The sequence below is a fragment of the Collinsella aerofaciens genome (assembly GCF_039836695.1).
GTDB lineage: Bacteria > Actinomycetota > Coriobacteriia > Coriobacteriales > Coriobacteriaceae > Collinsella > Collinsella aerofaciens_BD.
Window position 1 is genome coordinate 1 of record NZ_JBDPAC010000033.1, and the last position, 15292, is coordinate 15292.

General features: G+C 60.7%; 13 protein-coding genes. 12 read left to right on the top strand and 1 reads right to left on the bottom strand.

Translation table 11 applies throughout. The features are described from left to right. Positions 1 to 267 precede the first annotated feature (267 nt). On the top strand, positions 268 to 3405 hold the full coding sequence (locus ABG996_RS10175) for a CAP domain-containing protein (RefSeq protein WP_347479797.1): 3138 nt from the start codon (positions 268 to 270) through the stop codon (positions 3403 to 3405). A 201-nt stretch (positions 3406 to 3606) separates the two neighbouring features. Here the strand turns inward: ABG996_RS10175 and ABG996_RS10180 are convergent, their stop codons facing one another. Next, the gene (locus ABG996_RS10180; RefSeq protein ID WP_347479798.1) at positions 3607 to 5310 is read right to left on the bottom strand and encodes an OPT/YSL family transporter; all 1704 of its coding nucleotides are present in this window, start codon (positions 5308 to 5310) and stop codon (positions 3607 to 3609) included. Positions 5311 to 5502: 192 nt separating this feature from the next. On the opposite strand from ABG996_RS10180, the gene ABG996_RS10185 reads away from it, so the two are divergent. From ABG996_RS10185 to ABG996_RS10235, 11 genes are all read left to right on the top strand, one after another. Beyond that, entirely contained in the window at positions 5503 to 6354 is an 852-nt protein-coding gene (locus ABG996_RS10185; protein ID WP_347479799.1) for a type III pantothenate kinase, read from the top strand. Positions 6355 to 6438: 84 nt separating this feature from the next. After that, on the top strand, positions 6439 to 6963 hold the full coding sequence (locus ABG996_RS10190; protein WP_050766113.1) for a deoxycytidylate deaminase: 525 nt from the start codon (positions 6439 to 6441) through the stop codon (positions 6961 to 6963). Between the two features lie 172 nt (positions 6964 to 7135). Continuing rightward, on the top strand, positions 7136 to 7414 hold the full coding sequence (locus ABG996_RS10195; protein WP_117637654.1) for a NifU family protein: 279 nt from the start codon (positions 7136 to 7138) through the stop codon (positions 7412 to 7414). Positions 7415 to 7523: 109 nt separating this feature from the next. Next, on the top strand, positions 7524 to 8345 hold the full coding sequence (gene lgt, locus ABG996_RS10200; RefSeq protein WP_022094473.1) for a prolipoprotein diacylglyceryl transferase: 822 nt from the start codon (positions 7524 to 7526) through the stop codon (positions 8343 to 8345). A gap of 135 nt (positions 8346 to 8480) precedes the next feature. Next, positions 8481 to 10664, top strand: coding sequence for a DUF6020 family protein (locus tag ABG996_RS10205; RefSeq protein WP_347479800.1), 2184 nt, complete (start codon positions 8481 to 8483; stop codon positions 10662 to 10664). A gap of 165 nt (positions 10665 to 10829) precedes the next feature. Next, positions 10830 to 11636: a YebC/PmpR family DNA-binding transcriptional regulator gene (locus ABG996_RS10210; RefSeq protein ID WP_006234926.1), complete on the top strand. Its 807-nt coding sequence runs from the start codon at positions 10830 to 10832 to the stop codon at positions 11634 to 11636. 166 nt (positions 11637 to 11802) lie between these two features. Beyond that, complete coding sequence (locus ABG996_RS10215; RefSeq protein ID WP_347479801.1) at positions 11803 to 12348, top strand: Asp23/Gls24 family envelope stress response protein; 546 nt, start codon at positions 11803 to 11805, stop codon at positions 12346 to 12348. Beyond that, positions 12341 to 12718: a DUF2273 domain-containing protein gene (locus tag ABG996_RS10220; protein WP_347479802.1), complete on the top strand. Its 378-nt coding sequence runs from the start codon at positions 12341 to 12343 to the stop codon at positions 12716 to 12718. The genes ABG996_RS10215 and ABG996_RS10220 overlap by 8 nt, the downstream gene beginning before the upstream one ends. Before the next feature lie 44 nt (positions 12719 to 12762). Beyond that, a complete protein-coding gene (locus ABG996_RS10225) occupies positions 12763 to 13284 on the top strand; it encodes an Asp23/Gls24 family envelope stress response protein (protein ID WP_138374888.1) in 522 nt (173 codons plus the stop codon). Positions 13285 to 13492: 208 nt separating this feature from the next. Further along, the gene (locus ABG996_RS10230; protein ID WP_347479803.1) at positions 13493 to 14515 is read left to right on the top strand and encodes a YitT family protein; all 1023 of its coding nucleotides are present in this window, start codon (positions 13493 to 13495) and stop codon (positions 14513 to 14515) included. A gap of 149 nt (positions 14516 to 14664) precedes the next feature. After that, positions 14665 to 15231 carry a zinc ribbon domain-containing protein gene (locus ABG996_RS10235; protein ID WP_347479804.1) on the top strand — a complete coding sequence of 189 codons (567 nt, stop codon included), beginning with the start codon at positions 14665 to 14667 and terminating at the stop codon, positions 15229 to 15231. The last annotated feature ends 61 nt before the right edge of the window (positions 15232 to 15292 follow it).

Sequence of the window (15292 nt, forward strand, 5' to 3'; positions counted from 1 at the left end):
CTTGCCCGTATCGTAGGCAATGCGCCGAATGCTCGCCATCGAAATTTATCGGTGGCCCACTTCAGACTGTAATGGGGTAGTTCTGTAGAGAATACCGTTGCCGCCGGTAACCAAGCGGTCGTAAAGACGGCTGCCCAGCTGGCCGAGGAGTCGGCAAAGCAGCTCAAGGACGCTCAGGCCGCCTACGATGCCGCCCAGAAGAAGGCCGACGCGGCGGGTCAGTCTCAAAAGCAGGCTCAGCAGCAAAAGGATCAGGCCTCGCAGGCCGTGACCGATAACGCCGCCGAGCAGAACGAGGCCGAGGTAGCCGCGCTCCAGGAGAAGATTGACGAGCTCAAAGCCGCCGTCGAAAAGACCGAGCAGCAGCAGAAGAAGCTGGGCGACCTGAACGATCAGCTCGATCAAGCCAACAAGAGTGTCGAGGATAAGACCCAGGCGCTCAAGGACGCCAAGGCAAAGCAGGATGAGGCCAAGAAGGCCCTCGATGATGCCCAGGCCAAGCTCGAGGCCATGGGTATGGACGAGTACGAGGCCGCCAAGAAGGCCGTCGAGGACGCACAGGCAAAGCTCGATGACGCCAATAAGGCCGTTGCTACTGCACAGGCCAATCTGGACCAGGCCAAGGCTGCCGAGGCTAGCGCCCAGCAGGAAAAGAAGGACACTGAGGCCGCTCTGACGACTGCCCAGGCCAAGAAGCAGGAGACTGCCGCTGCGCTCGCAGCCGCAACCACCGCGCGCGATAACGCCCAGCAGAAGTTCAACCAGGCGCAGGCCGCGCTCGATGCTGCCGTCTCGGGTACGGGTGTCGACCTGAGTGCGCTTGAGGCCGCCAAGATCGCTGCTGCTGGTGAGCTCAAGACCGCGCAGGCGGAGCTCAATGCCGCGACGGATGCCGACGCCACCGCACAGACAAATCTGCAGGCCGCCCAGGCTGCCGTCGCTGCCGCGCAGGAGAAGGCCAACGCCGCCAACGCTGCTGTGGCATCTGCCCAGTCTGCATACGATGCGGCAAACAAGGAGTACAAGGACGCGGCCAGTAAGCGTGACGCCGCGAAGACGGCATACGAGCAGGCCCAGCAGACCGAGGCCGACAAGAAGGCTGAGTACGATAAGCTTGTCGAAGTTCGCAAGCAGAAGCGCAGCGAGTGGGAGGCAGCCTGCGCCGCTTCGAACGCCGCGGAAAAGGCTTATGACGCTGCTAATGCCCAGGTTGAGGCTCTTGAGCAGCAGATTGCAGACCTAAAGTCCAACATGACCGTTGACCAGGAAGTCATCAGTCAGGGTATGTTCGGCTTCATGAACTACATCATCGGCGGCAGCCAATTCACAGCCACGCAGAAACAGAACGCCCAGGACGCCGTATCGATGCTGACCGGTGCCGATGACAAGGCAGAATGGTATGACAAGTACGTCGATCAGGACATGTCTCGCGACACCAATCCACTTTCCTTGGAGCAGATGCGCAACGCTCTGACCTACCTCGATACCCAGAACAACCTCCGCAAGGCGAACGGTCAGTCGGCGCTCAGCGTCAGCCTCCGCATGACTGTGGCAGCCGCCCTCAATACATCGTATTCATCGAACATCTGGGGACACTCGAACTGCTACTTCGACAACGGCGAAAATCTTGCCGACGGAGGCGGCGCATATACCGGCGGCGAGACCGAGGATACCCTGGGCTGGCCCTACACCGGTCTCTACACTCAGGAGAAGGTTAATTACGAGAATTGGATTAAAAAGTACGGTGTGGATAGCGAGGCCGGCAAAGATCTCATGGCTCATCGCTATGATTCGTACTATATCTACCAAAACTATTACGATGTGTACCACGGTACAAAAGATAAGAATGGCAATCAAAGAGGAGACGCCTGCGGGCACTATCTCAACATCATCGATGCCGGCACGAAGGCTATCGGCATCGCGACCGGTAGCGGTAAGAACACCGATTCCGAGGTAACAATCTTCGATTACAGCTCTTTTGACAGTGAGGCTGATTTCACTGTCTCCGAGTTCAAGAAGCTCCTGAACGACTACATCGATTCCGCCTATAACGCTGGCGGCACGCAGGCGCAGAAGGCGCAACTCAAGGAGCTTCAGGGCAAGCTCGCCGAGGCGCAGAAGAACTTTGGAACTACTAGGGAAGCTTACTTCGCAGCTGTAAACGGGCAGGATGCCGCCCAGGACGCTTTCACCGCAGCCGATGTGAACATGAACACCGCCAAGGGCGAGTACGAGAAGGCTCAGTCCGCTACTGCTGCCGCCAAGTCCGCCTACACCGCCGCCGAAGCCAAACTCAAGGGTATCGACGTCAAGACGCCCAAGACCAAGCTCAACGCCGCCAAGGGCGAGGCCGCTACTGCCCAGGCAGCTCTCGATAAGGCAAACGTCACGCTTGCTGACGGCAAGGCAAAGGCAACCGATGCCGCTGCTCAAAAGGCGAAGGCTCGCAGCGCCCGCGATGCTGCCAAGGTAAAGTCCGATCAGGCCAAAGAGGCGTATGACAACGCTACCGCTTCGGTCAAGGACCTTGCCGCCAAGTGCGATGCCGCCAAGACGGATCTTGCGAACAAGCAGGGCACGCTTGACGATGCCAAGAAGGCCGACGACACTGCCCAGGCTGGCGTTGACAAGGCTCAGGCCGCAGATGTGCGCGCCGCGACCGCTCTTTCGGGCGCCAAGCAGGCAGTTGCCGCCAAGACGCAGGCCCTGTCCGACGCACAGGCGAAGGCCAAGGCCGCCGAGGACGAGCTTGCCACCGCGAACAAGGCCTTCGAGCGCTTCGCTGGAGCCCAGAAAGCGGTCGACGACGCCAAGGTCGCCTATGACGCCGCCGTCGCCGGTGTCGCCGATGCCCAGAAGCAGCTCGAGGCCGCCAACGAAGCCGTCGTCGATGCGAACTTCGAGATCGTCAAGGCCAAGGCCGAGCTTGCCAGCGATGAGGCACTCAAGGCCGATCTTGAGGCTGTCGACCACAAGGCATCCCTTGCCGCGGGCACGACGGGCAACGAGAAGCTGGTCAAGCTGAACGCTGCCTACGCTCGCTATAAGACCGCCGTTGATGCCGCTGCTGGTCTCAAGGCTGCTCTGAGCGATGCCGATGCCAAACTGTCCGATGCCAACGACGCCTATGCCGCCGCGCTTGCCGAGCTTAACGATGCTAAGGATGCCCTGGCTGCCGCACAGGCCGAGTACGACAAGTATCATCCCAAGGCTGAGCCGCAGGCCAAGCCTCAGGTTGCGCAGGCTGCTGCAAAGGCTCCTGTCGCCAAGAAGAAGGCCACGTCGGCCGCGCTCGCCCAGACTGGCGATGACTCCGCTCTTGCGGGCGAGGTGTTCGTCATCGGCGGTATCACTCTCGTGGCCGCTGGTGTGACGCTGAGCGATCGTCGTCGCAAGCAGATGTAGCGTTTCGAGCGTAGTTTCTGCAACGAACTTCGGTTCATAGCAGGAGCGCTTCGATAGCTTAACCGATAAGGCCGGCGCGCTGTTAAACGCAGCGTGCCGGCCTTTCTTTGTTTCGATATCAAAAAGCCCGGTCGGCAGCCGCGAAAGCTACCGACCGGGCAAGCCGTAGGCGATATGGTTGCCGTCGAGCGGCCGCTCGACTTAGCCCAGCAGGCTCAAGCCAACAGAGACAAACGCCAGGATAACGCCGACGATGGACTCGCCGCCCAGCAGGCCGCTGGCAACGACCAAGCCCTGCTCCTGGAAGGCGGCGTCCTTGGCGGCCTTTTCCTCGTCCGAAAGACCGGCCTCGGCGTCGCGGTGTGCGGCCCACTTGTCGTAGGCGAGCTTAACGCAGGAGCCCAAGAAGGCCGTGAGCGACATGTAGAACGGCAGGTACACGCCCAGACCGATCATCATGGCCGGAATGCCGAGCCAGTACATGATGATGCCGGCGATAAAGCCGCCCGCAAACCACGGCACGCTCGGGATGCCCGAGACCATGGTGGCGACCACGCTTGCCTGCGCGGCCACAAAGCTCTTGTCGGGGCCGAAGGCGTCCGGACCATAGGCGGTGACGAGCGCGACCATGACGGCGGCAGCGACCAGGGCGCCCACGATGCCGCCGATGGCCTGGCCGACCCACTGTGCGCGTGGGTTGGTGCCCAGCACGGCGCCGGCCTTAAAGTCGTTCATGACGTCGCCCGCAAGGCCGCACGCCACGGCCACGACGCCGGCGATAAAGAACAGCTTGACCTGCGCGAGCTGCGCGAAGGCTGCCACGATGAGCATGACGATGAGGCCAAAGATTTCCATGGGGTCGATACCCGTCTGGCCGCAGCTCTGTGCGCTCATGATGGTGGTGACAAAGGTAAACAGTGTGACGATGACGGCCGGGACGGGACCGAGGTCGAGCGCGATGGCAACGATCACAGCGATGGCTGCGGTGCCCAGGCCGATGATGCCGGCGTCGAGCTTAAGCGAGCCCGAGATAAGCGACTGCTCGTCGGTGTCGGTGGAGCTGTCGGCGGCGAGGCCACGGACGATACCGGCGACCTGCGGCAGGATGTCCTTAAGGACGACGGCGACGCCAAAGCCCATCATAAGACCCATACCGAGGGATTTGACGATACCCTGCGCGGTCACAATATCGAACAGGCCAGCAGCGGTGCCGCCAACGATGATGCCAAAGTTGCCCAGCAGCGCGCCGGCAAACCAGAAGGCGACGGGGGCGAAGCCCACGAGGAAGCCGATGGACAGCAGCATGGGCGAGTTGTAGATGGCAAAGGTCACGCCGGGGATATTGAGCGTGCACAGCATACTGGGCACCACGCCCAGGGCGTCGCGCAGCACGCTGTAGATGCCTGCGATGGCCATGGAGCCAAAGAGCTGCTTACCGGTCTTGCCGCCGGCCTCGGTAGCACGTAGGGTCTGAGCTGCGGCGTTGCCGGTGGGGAACTCCAGCGCGGCGTCCACGATAAAGTGACGGTGGATGAGCGCTGTCGCTAGAAGGCCCAAGATGGTGCCGGCGAGCGCCACGATAAACATGTCGAGCCAGCTGATCTGGTCGGCATAGCCCAACATCCAGGCGCCCGGGATGGTAAACGCCAGGCCGCCGGCGACCATGGCGCCCGCAGACATGATGGTGTGGGTGACGTTGGCCTCGTTGAGGCTGGCGTTGCCCATGAGCTTCAGGAAGAACAGCGAAATGACGGCAGCGAAAATGATCGGCCAGGGGAGGGCGCCCATCTTGAGGGCGGTATAGGCCGAGCTTGCCGTGATGATCACGCAGCCAAGGACGCCGATGACGACGCCGCGCAGCGTGAGTTGCCCGCGCATCGAGGCGCGGTTCGAGGGATTGCTCATATAAAACTCCTTTGCGTATATCCGCTTCCCCCGGGAGCGCCGCTACGGATACGGCGCGGGAAGTCGGGTTACCAAGGGCCGCCGCGTGAGCTCGCGCGCGACCGCGCACCAGTATAACCGCAAGCTAGTCATTTCGGGATGACTGGTTTAGGTAGGCGATATACTGCTGGGCAGACGAAAGGAGCGCCGACGATGATTAATGGGTGCGCATATATATTGACGGTCGACGTGGGCAACACGTTCATTCGCTTTGGCCTGTTTGCCGAGGATTCGGCCGCGGCGCAGGAGCGCCCGCTCGCGACGTGCGAGATCACGACGCCGTCGAGCATCACGGCCGACGAGGCGCGCATGAGGCTCGCGCAGGTCATGGGCGCACTGGCAGCCGATGCGGGCATGCCGGGTGCGCTCGTTCCCGCAGCCGCAGTGCTGAGCTGCGTAGTGCCGGCGCTCGAGCGCCCGTGGAAGGCAGCGCTTTCCCGCACTTGCACGGGGCGCGTGCTCACCGTGGGACCGGGCCTCAAGACCGGCATGCCCGTGCACTACGACGATCCAGCAGAGATCGGTCCCGACCGCATCGCCGACGCCGTGGCGGCCCGTGCCGTCTACGGCTCTCCGTGCATCGTGATCGACCTGGGCACTACGACCAATATCGAGGTCATCGATGCGCACGGAACCTTTGTCGGCGGCGTCATCGCGCCGGGTCTGGCACTTGGCGCCCGCTCGCTTTCGGCGGCAGCAGCGCGCCTACCCCAGGTTGAGCCCTCGGCGCCAACGCATGTGATCGGTCGCAACACGCGCGAGGCCATGCGCTCGGGCGTGGTTTTGGGCGAGGTAGCCCGCATCGACGGCATGCTCGACATGGTGCTTGCCGAGATGCGCTCGACCAAGGCGGCGGGCGAGGGCAGCGTGCCCATCATCATCACCGGCGATGATGCCGAGGCGCTCGCGGCGTTGGTCGGCCATAGCCTGACGGTAGACGACGCGCTGACGCTGCGGGGTCTCGCCGAGCTCTACCGCATCAACCAAAAGCCCCGCCGCGTGTAAAAGTGAGGGCGCCGGTGGGACAAACGCCTCCACCTTTCACCTGCTACAATGGGTCAAACTATTGCGATTACGGAGGTGTCTGCCATGTCGGACGATCTTCATCAAACTTCGTCAGGCAAGCGCCTGGACGTCATTAGCTGGGACGAGTTCTTTATGAGCGTGGCCATCGCCGCGCAGCGCCGCAGCAAGGACCCCAACACGCAGGTGGGTGCGTGCATCGCCAACACCAACCACCGCATCCTTTCGGTGGGCTACAACGGTACGCCCTCGGCGCTCAACGACGACTTTTTTCCGTGGGGTACGAGCGACGACCCGCTGCAGGACAAGCACAACTACGTGGTCCATGCCGAGGCCAACGCCGTGCTCAACTACCGTGGCTCGCTCAAGGACCTCGAGGGTTCCACGGTCTACGTCACGCTGTTCCCGTGCCACGACTGCGCCAAGATTTTGGCGCAGGTGGGCGTGGGCGAGGTTGTCTACCTAGACAACAAGTACGCCGACACCGATGATGGACGCATCAGCCGCCGCATCCTCGACTCCTGTGGCATCAGCTACCGCCAGGTTATCGTCGATGTCCAGATTGGTACCGGGGGACAGGCTCGACAGTAATTATGCGTTGTCGCTATCTGACGACGAACGCAGCTCAAAGAGTCCCGTCCCAAATTGACTACTCGTGAAAGTCGCGTCTGCGCGCATGGACGGCTCGTGAGCGGGTACATGGCTGTAGTAACATAGCTTCTGTCCGCGGGCGCGCCCGCGTTATTGTGAGAAAGGAGCCCCTGTGGCTGTTAACGAAGAGCTGCTTAAGAAGGTTCTTGAAGAGATTCGCCCCAATCTACAGGCCGACGGCGGCGATATGGAGTATGTGGGCGTCGACGACGAGGGCGTCGTCAAGCTGGAGCTTCAGGGCGCCTGTGCCGGTTGTCCCATGAGCGCCCTGACGCTTTCCATGGGCATCGAGCGTATCCTCAAGGAGCACGTGCCCGGCGTTACGCGTGTCGAGCAGGTCAATGCCTCCGGCGAGACCGATGACCTGTACGACGAGTATGCGCCGTTCTAAGAAGTGAAAGCTGCGGGCGATATGCTCCGCATAGACGTCACGCCCGAATATGCGGCTGCGAGCGCAAGGCCCGCGGCCGCATTTGTATGTAGGGAGCAGGGGGACCGATATGCTCAACGACCTCTACCATATGCTTGATCCCGTCGCCATCTCGGCGGGGCCCATCACCATCTACTGGTACGGCTTGGCCTATGTGGTCGGAGCTCTGCTCACGGCGGTCGTCATGTACCGCACGCAGCGCCGTTGGGGTTTTGACATTACGGTCGACGACCTGACGAGTGTCGTGGTCGGCGTGGTCTTTGGCCTTATCATTGGCGCCCGCCTGTTCTACGTCATCTTTTACGGCGACGGCTACTACTGGGCGCATCCGCTCGAGATCTTTGCTACCAATGAAGGCGGCATGAGCTTCCATGGCGGCCTGGTGGGCGGCATCATCGGCGGCGTGCTCGTGTGCCGCATGTACAAGCTCGACGCCTGGACCATCGCCGACCTTGCCGTTATCGGTGCTCCGCTGGCCTTATGTCTGGGACGCTGCGCCAACTTTGTCAACGGCGAGCTGTGGGGCAAGCCGACCGATCTGCCCTGGGGCGTGATCTTTGGCGGCACCGCGGGCGATATGCCGCGTCATCCCTCCCAGCTCTACGAGGCATTCCTCGAGGGTATTGTGCTCTTTTGCATTCTGCAGGTGCTCAGCCGCAAAAAGCCGCTACTGCCCCAAGGCACGTTTATGGGCGTCTTTGTGATGGGTTACGGCATCGTTCGCTTTTTGATTGAGTTTGTGCGTGTGCCCGATGCGCAGCTGGGCTATCTGCTGGGCGGCGTCATCACCATGGGTCAGCTGCTGAGCCTGCCGCTCGTAATCGCGGGCCTGGCGCTCATCATCTTTGCTCGTCGCCGCAACCAACCCCAGCGCATCTACCTCGACGCTTAACCACCAAAAAGTGAACAGGCACCTTTGTGGTGGTTCGCTGGGCAACGATGACAGAACCGTAACGTTTCCCCAGATAAAACCTGCCAAAATAAACCTGTCCCTTTTTGGCAGGTTTCTAGAAAGGCTCTTTGGACTGTGAAGGATTCCGACCTCTCCACAACGGCTGCGCGCGACGCTGCCCGCATCGTCTGGTTTAAGCGCTACCCCGCCAAGCAGACGCTCATCGCATTTTTGCTCGCGCTGTTGGCGACCACGGCGTTTTCCATCGATCCTGCCCCGGTGTCGAGCAACGCAGTCTTGGCGATTGACCCCAAAGCCTCGGGCATGCTGTACGTGTGCTACGAGGTGCTCCTTTCGTTTGCCGGCCATACCGACGCGGTCATGCTGCTTGCACTTGCCTGCCTGCTCACCTTGCCGTTTCGCTACGTGTTCTTTGGCCGTGGCGATACCTGGCGTCCATCGATCATTCTGCCGTCGCTGTTCTTCGCCATCTGCATGGTGTTCGGCCGCAGCTACGATCTCACCGACTCGGCCGAGATTGTCCTTGGCGACAAAGCCCGCATCATCTGCGCCTGGATTGGCAGCGCGGGCTGGATGCTCTTGGCGGTCGTTGCCTTCTACCTTGCCTTTGAGTGTCTAGATTGGCTGAGCTCCCGACGCATCCCGTTTTCCGAAGCACACTTTGGCCGCGTATGGCGTGTGACTCACGCCGTGCTCTCGGTCCATCCCTTTGCCGGGCCCTTCCTGGTGCTTATGATCGCCTGGGCGCCCACGCTCATCGCTTCGCTGCCCGGCCTTTTTATGGGAGATACGGGCGCGCAGATTCGCCAGTGGTTCAACTATCCCAACGGCACGAGCGACTACCTGCGCCTACTCAACCCCAACGTGCTGCTCAACGGGCATCATCCCGTAGTGCACACGGCCATTATCGGCTCGTGCGTTCAGCTGGGGCTTTCGCTGTTCAACAGCGCTAACGCGGGTCTTGCCATCTACACCTGCGCTCAATTTGTCATCACGGCTGCCTGCATGGCCTATTCCATTTCGTCGCTGCGCAAACTGGGCGTGAGCCTGCCGGTTCGCGGTGTGATCCTGCTGTTCTTTGCGTTTATGCCGATGTTCTCTAACTACGCGGCGTTGCTCACCAAAGACGTGCTCTTTGCCGACGTGTTCTTGGTGCTGTTGGTACAGACCGTCAAGCTCGTGGCATGTGGCTTGCCTCGTCGTGATGCCAATGTCGAGCGAGCGGGCGAGAAAGCCCCCGTGCTCTTTGCGCGCCACGACTGGCTGCTGCTCGCCCTGGGCGCCATGGGTTCCACGTTTCTGCGCAACGGCGGTCTGGTGTTTCCCCTGGCGGCATGCGTAATCGCGGCGGCGTTTTGCGCATGGGACGCGCATACGGCTCGTCGTGCAGCCAAGCAGGCCGGTGCTGCGCCTTCGGGCGCCATCTCGCGCTTCCGCTGGGTGGGAGTTCTTGCGGTGCTTGCACTCTGCCTTGCCTCTAATATGTACTTCACCAAGGTCTTTATGCCGGCGCACGACATTACGCCCGGCTCCAAGCGCGAAATCCTTTCGATTCCGTTCCAGCAGACGGCTCGTTTCGTCCAAAAGCACGACGGCCTCAACTCGGGCGTCAACCCTACGGTTAAGGAGGACGGCACCATCGTGGAGGCACCCTGCGACGGTTTGGTGACCGACGAAGAGCGCGCCGTGATCGACCGCGTGCTCAAGTACGAGAATCTGGGCCGCCGCTACAACCCCGACAAGTCCGATGCCGTCAAGAACTGCTTTAACGAGTACGCCTCGCAGGAGGACATCGATGCCTATTTTGAGGTATGGGTCCAGATGTTTAAGAAGGATCCCGAGTGCTATATTTCGGCGCTTATCAATAACTACTATGGTTATTTTTATCCGAGCGCGCGCGATGCCTGGGTCTACAGCACGGCGCGTAGTGCCGAGATCATGGCGCGTCCCGACAACCTCAAGTACTTCGACTTCCATCCGGTCGATAGCAACGTAGTGCGCTGGTGCGACCACCTGATCAATCTGTACCGTGTGGCGGTGCAGCGCATCCCGTTTATTTCGCTCACCATGAGCTCGGCCACCTATGTGTGGATCATGATCGCCGTGGTGGTCTATCTGCTACGTCGTCATTCGTGGCGTGCGCTGGCGATCTGGGTGCCGCTGCTGGGCGTGCTCGCCGTGTGCCTGATCGGTCCCTGCAACGGCTCGACCTACATGCGCTATCTGTATCCGGTCATCGCCTGCATGCCCTTTGCCATCGGCGCCACCATCACCCGCAGCGATCTCCTCTGGTCCTAACTTGGTGCATTGGGGTCAGGTTTCTTTGCACCAAAGGGGGGCATCATCACGACGCCTTCATTTTGGGGTTTATCTCGCAGGCCAGTAGGTATATCATAACGACGTTTGTTTATATTGCCCGAGCATCTGCGCTGGGCTTTAGGTCGAAACCGATAGGAGACACGTATGTCCGGACACTCTAAGTGGGCCACAACCAAGCATCGTAAGGGCGCGCAGGACGCCAAGCGTTCCGCCCTCTTCTCCAAGCTCAGCCGCAACATTACCGTTGCTGCCCGTCTCGGCGGCGACCCGCTGCCCGAGAACAACGCCAGCCTCGCCGCTGCCGTTGCCAAGGCCAAGGCTCAGTCCATGCCTAAGGACAAGATCAAGTCCGCTATCGACAAGGCTTTTGGTTCGGGTGCTGACGCCGCCGTCTACGAGAACATCGTGTACGAGGGCTACGGTCCCGCCGGTGTCGCCGTCTACGTCGACTGCCTGACCGACAACCGCAACCGTACCGCTGCTGATGTCCGTTCCGCCTTCTCCCACGCTGGTGGCAACCTGGGCACCTCCGGCTCCGTCGCCTTCCAGTTTGAGCGCAAGGGCCAGATCGTCGTCGCCAAGGAGATCCTGGACGAGAACGCCAAGAAGGAGACCATGATCGCCAACGGTGCTGCCGGTGACGAGGATGAGTTCATGATGGCCATCGCCGAGGCCGGCGGCGAGGACTACGAGGACGCCGGCGAGGAGTGGATCGTCTGGACTACTGCCAACGAGGTCATGGCTGTCTCCAAGGCGCTCGAGGAGCAGGGCGTCCAGGTCAAGGGCTCCGAGACCACCATGGTCCCGACCACCCCGACCGAGGTCTCCGGCGCCGACGCCAAGAAGGTTCAGCGCCTCATCGACCGTCTTGAGGAGCTCGACGACGTCCAGGATGTTTACAGCACCATGGACATGACCGACGAGGTCATCGCTGCCCTCGAGGAGGAGTAGCGCCCGCACGGGTTAAGCCGTGCATATCTGGGCATAATGAAGCGAGCATGCAAGCCTCGTGGAATAGATGAGCCGGATCCGCGTGCGTAGAGCACCGGACCCGGCTCTTTTATAATGATGCGAACCGTTTTGCATTTCGAGAGCCGAGATTTGAAGGGAGCGCCACGTGCGCGTACTCAAACGAGCCCTAGCGATTGTGTATCTTGCCGCCGCCATCGTGGCGCTGGGTACGCTTGTCTGCCAGTTTTGGGGGCCGTATACGTATCGCTTTATGCTGCTGATGCGCGACCCCATGCCGCGCATTGTCGTGACGGCATGCGGCGGAGTTGTGGCGATCGGCGTGCTGGTAAGCTTCTTCCGCCTGATGTTTGCTCGTCGTGAGCCGTCCTGCGTGCATCCGGCGGGGGAGCGCAATATCGAGGTCACGCTCGCGGCGCTTTCTTCGTGCGCCAGGGTTGCTGCCGAGCGCGACGACCGCGTGATGATCGAGCGCGTCGAGGCGCGCGTACAGGGCTCCGACGAATCGCGCGTCTGTTTTAAGGTCGACGCCATCGCGCTTGACGATAAGGACGTGGCGTCTCTGGCTACTGCGATGCAGCAACGTATCGAGGAGGCCTGCGATACCATGCTCGGCACGCCGGGTACGATCGCACGCGTTCGTTTTTTGCCGTCCAAGACTACCGTCCAGACCGTGGAGGTTTCCGGTGAGTGATACCAATCAAGACAAGACCGTCCGCACCCCGCGTCTGACTATCGATCAGAGCGCCGTGCCGGCAGGCGAGGCCGTCGATCCCAAGGTGGAGGGTACCGAGTCGCATGACGCGGTCGCCGATGATTTTGATGAGGCCATGGGTCTCATCAAGGGTACGGGGGCAGCCATCTGGAGCTATGCCGTCCGTCATCCCAACACCACGCTTGGAGCCGTCGCTGGTTTTGTGCTCGCCGTGCTGGTGCTCACGCTCGGCCTGTGGGACACGCTCGTCATCGCATTCTTTGTGCTGATCGGCGCCGTGATCGGCCAGATTCGCGACGGCGAGAACGGTATCGTCAACTTCTTCGGCCGTCTGTTTAGCGGCCGCTAATACGTATTCGACTGTCGCATCCGCGGCAGGCATAAGGAGGAACCATGGCTTTTAATACGAAGGTCGATGTGGCCGATACCGAGCTCGAGGAGAACGAGGCGGCCGTCGCCGAAGCCGAGGATGTGACGCTCGAGGATGAGGCGCTCGTCGAGGCCGAGTCCGCCGATGACGCGGACGAGGATGATGAGGAAACAGACGAGTCCGAGGACTCGCTGACCTATTCCAACGGTGTGATCGAGAAGATCGTTGCCATGGCCACCCGCGAGGTTCCGCACGTTTTGGGCATGAAGGGTAACCTCATGCACTTTGTGCAGGAGCAGTTTGGTGCCGAGAATCTGACCAAGGGCGTGACGGTCGAGGTCACCGATGACAATCGCGTGGTCGTCAACATCTCCGTCATCATCGAGTACGGCGCCTATGCGCCCGCGATCTTCGACGATGTCAAGGCACGTGTCACCGAGCGCCTTGCCGCGATGACCGGCCTTGAGGTGGCGGGCGTCAACCTGCGTATCGAGGACGTCATCACCCCCGAGGAGTACGAGCACCGCACCAGCCAGCACGAATAACCTTCCAAAAAGGGACAGGTTTGTTTTGGCAGGTTTTATCTGCGAAAACGTTAAACGGCCGACCGCGCAAGCAAAAGCGTGGCCGGCCGTTATTTGTATGCCCCCCGATGTAGGCATACCGCTCGTCTAACTAGGGGTTGCAATCGTCGCGTTCCGCGTTACCCTAATGGGCGCATTGTTTCCAAATTGTTAACGAGGGGTTGCCGTAATGGCTGACGAGCACGAAACAGAAAGCAAGGCATGGGCGATTGAGGCCGCCGCGGCAGAGGCGGCATCGCGTGCTGCCGAGGAGATGCATCGTCCTCCCGTGGTGCCGATGGAGCGCGTGGTTGATCGCACCGATATCGAGCGCGGCGAGCGTGCCGGCCAAAAGCGCAGCCAGGAGCCGGGCTTCCCGCGCTTTTTTGCCGAGCTCAATCTGGGCCTGATTCTTACGGCCTTTGCCATCGTTGCGTTTAAAACCCCTAATCACTTTGCTTTTGGCGGCACCTCGGGCGTGTCGGTCATTCTGTCCACGCTGTTCCCGACCCTGCCCGTCGGCGTCTTTATGTGGATTATCAACGCGGTTCTCGTCGTTTTGGGCTTTATCTTTTTGGAGCGCAAGGCAATCCTGTGGAGCGTCTTCGCCTCGTTTGCGCTGTCCGCCTATGTTTCGCTGTTTGAGCTCTTTATTCCGACCGATGTCTCTCTGACGGGTGATATGTGGCTCGACCTGTGCTTTGCCGTGATCCTGCCGGCGCTCGGCAGCGCTATTGTCTTTGATATTGGCGCCTCGACGGGCGGCACGGACATTCTTGCCATGATCCTCAAGCGCCGCACGACGCTCGAGATTGGCCGCGCGCTGCTGTTGGTTGATATCGGCATCGTGGCCATCGCGGCCTTTTTGTATGGCCCGCGTGTCGGTCTGTATTGTGTGCTCGGCCTGTTTGCCAAGACGCTTGTGGTCGACAAAGCCATTGAGAGCATTCACCTGCGCAAAGTCTGCACGGTCATTTGCTCCGAGCCCCTTAAGGTCGAGGAGTTTATCGTCAAGCATCTCAACCGTACGGCGACCATCAGTCGCGGCTACGGTGCCTTCTCGGGCAAGTGCGTGACGGTGATCATGAGCGTGCTGAGCCGTCGCGAGGCCGTGCAGCTGCGCCGTTATGCGCGCGAGGTCGATCCGGGTGCCTTTATCACGATCGTCGACAGCTCCGAGATTGTCGGCAAGGGCTTCCGCGGAACGAACTAGCACAGACGTATTCAACGAACCGCCTGCTGGCGCCGTGTATCTTGCAAATCGGTCATCTTTGAGTATTTGACCCCACATTGGGCAATAATGATGCTAAAGACATCGTTTGCGATCCAAGTGATTTGTTCAAGATACGAAGGGATGATTCTATGTTCTGCTCGCAGTGTGGCGCCCCCATGGGCGATAACGACAAGTTCTGCGGCGTGTGTGGTGCTCCTAATGCCGGTGCCGCTGGCCCCGCTCCCCAGGGACAGCCTCAGCCCCAGCAGTTTGTTCCGCAACCGCCCGTGGCGAATGCGCCAAAGGGCTGTGTGGCTCAGGCGTTCCAAGATATGACCAAGACTCCGGGTGTGCTTCAGCGTGTATGCCAAATCGCGTTTTTGCCGGCGCTGATTTGCGTTGTGTCGGTGCTCGTGTTGTTTATTCCCGTTATTGGCGGCATTGCGGCTGCCATCGGCTTTTTGGCAGCTTGCATTGCGAGCGTGTGCGGTTCCGGCTTTGGCATCGAGTGGGGTCGCGATCTGTCGCTTAAGATCGATGACGGCATGGATCGTCCGCTGATGCGTTCCACGTCGTTTGGTCTCGGAGTCTTTTCGAGCGTTATTTCGGTCGTGCTCGAGGTTATCGCTGCCATTCCCGTTATCGGTGTAGTGCTTTCGCTGGTGGAGGGCGTGGTAATTGGCGCTGCGGGCTCGTATTCTTATTCAAGACTTTAGTCTGCTGGCCGCGCAGCGGCCAGCTTTAAACCACCCGCTACGCGGGTGGAGACAAACGGCT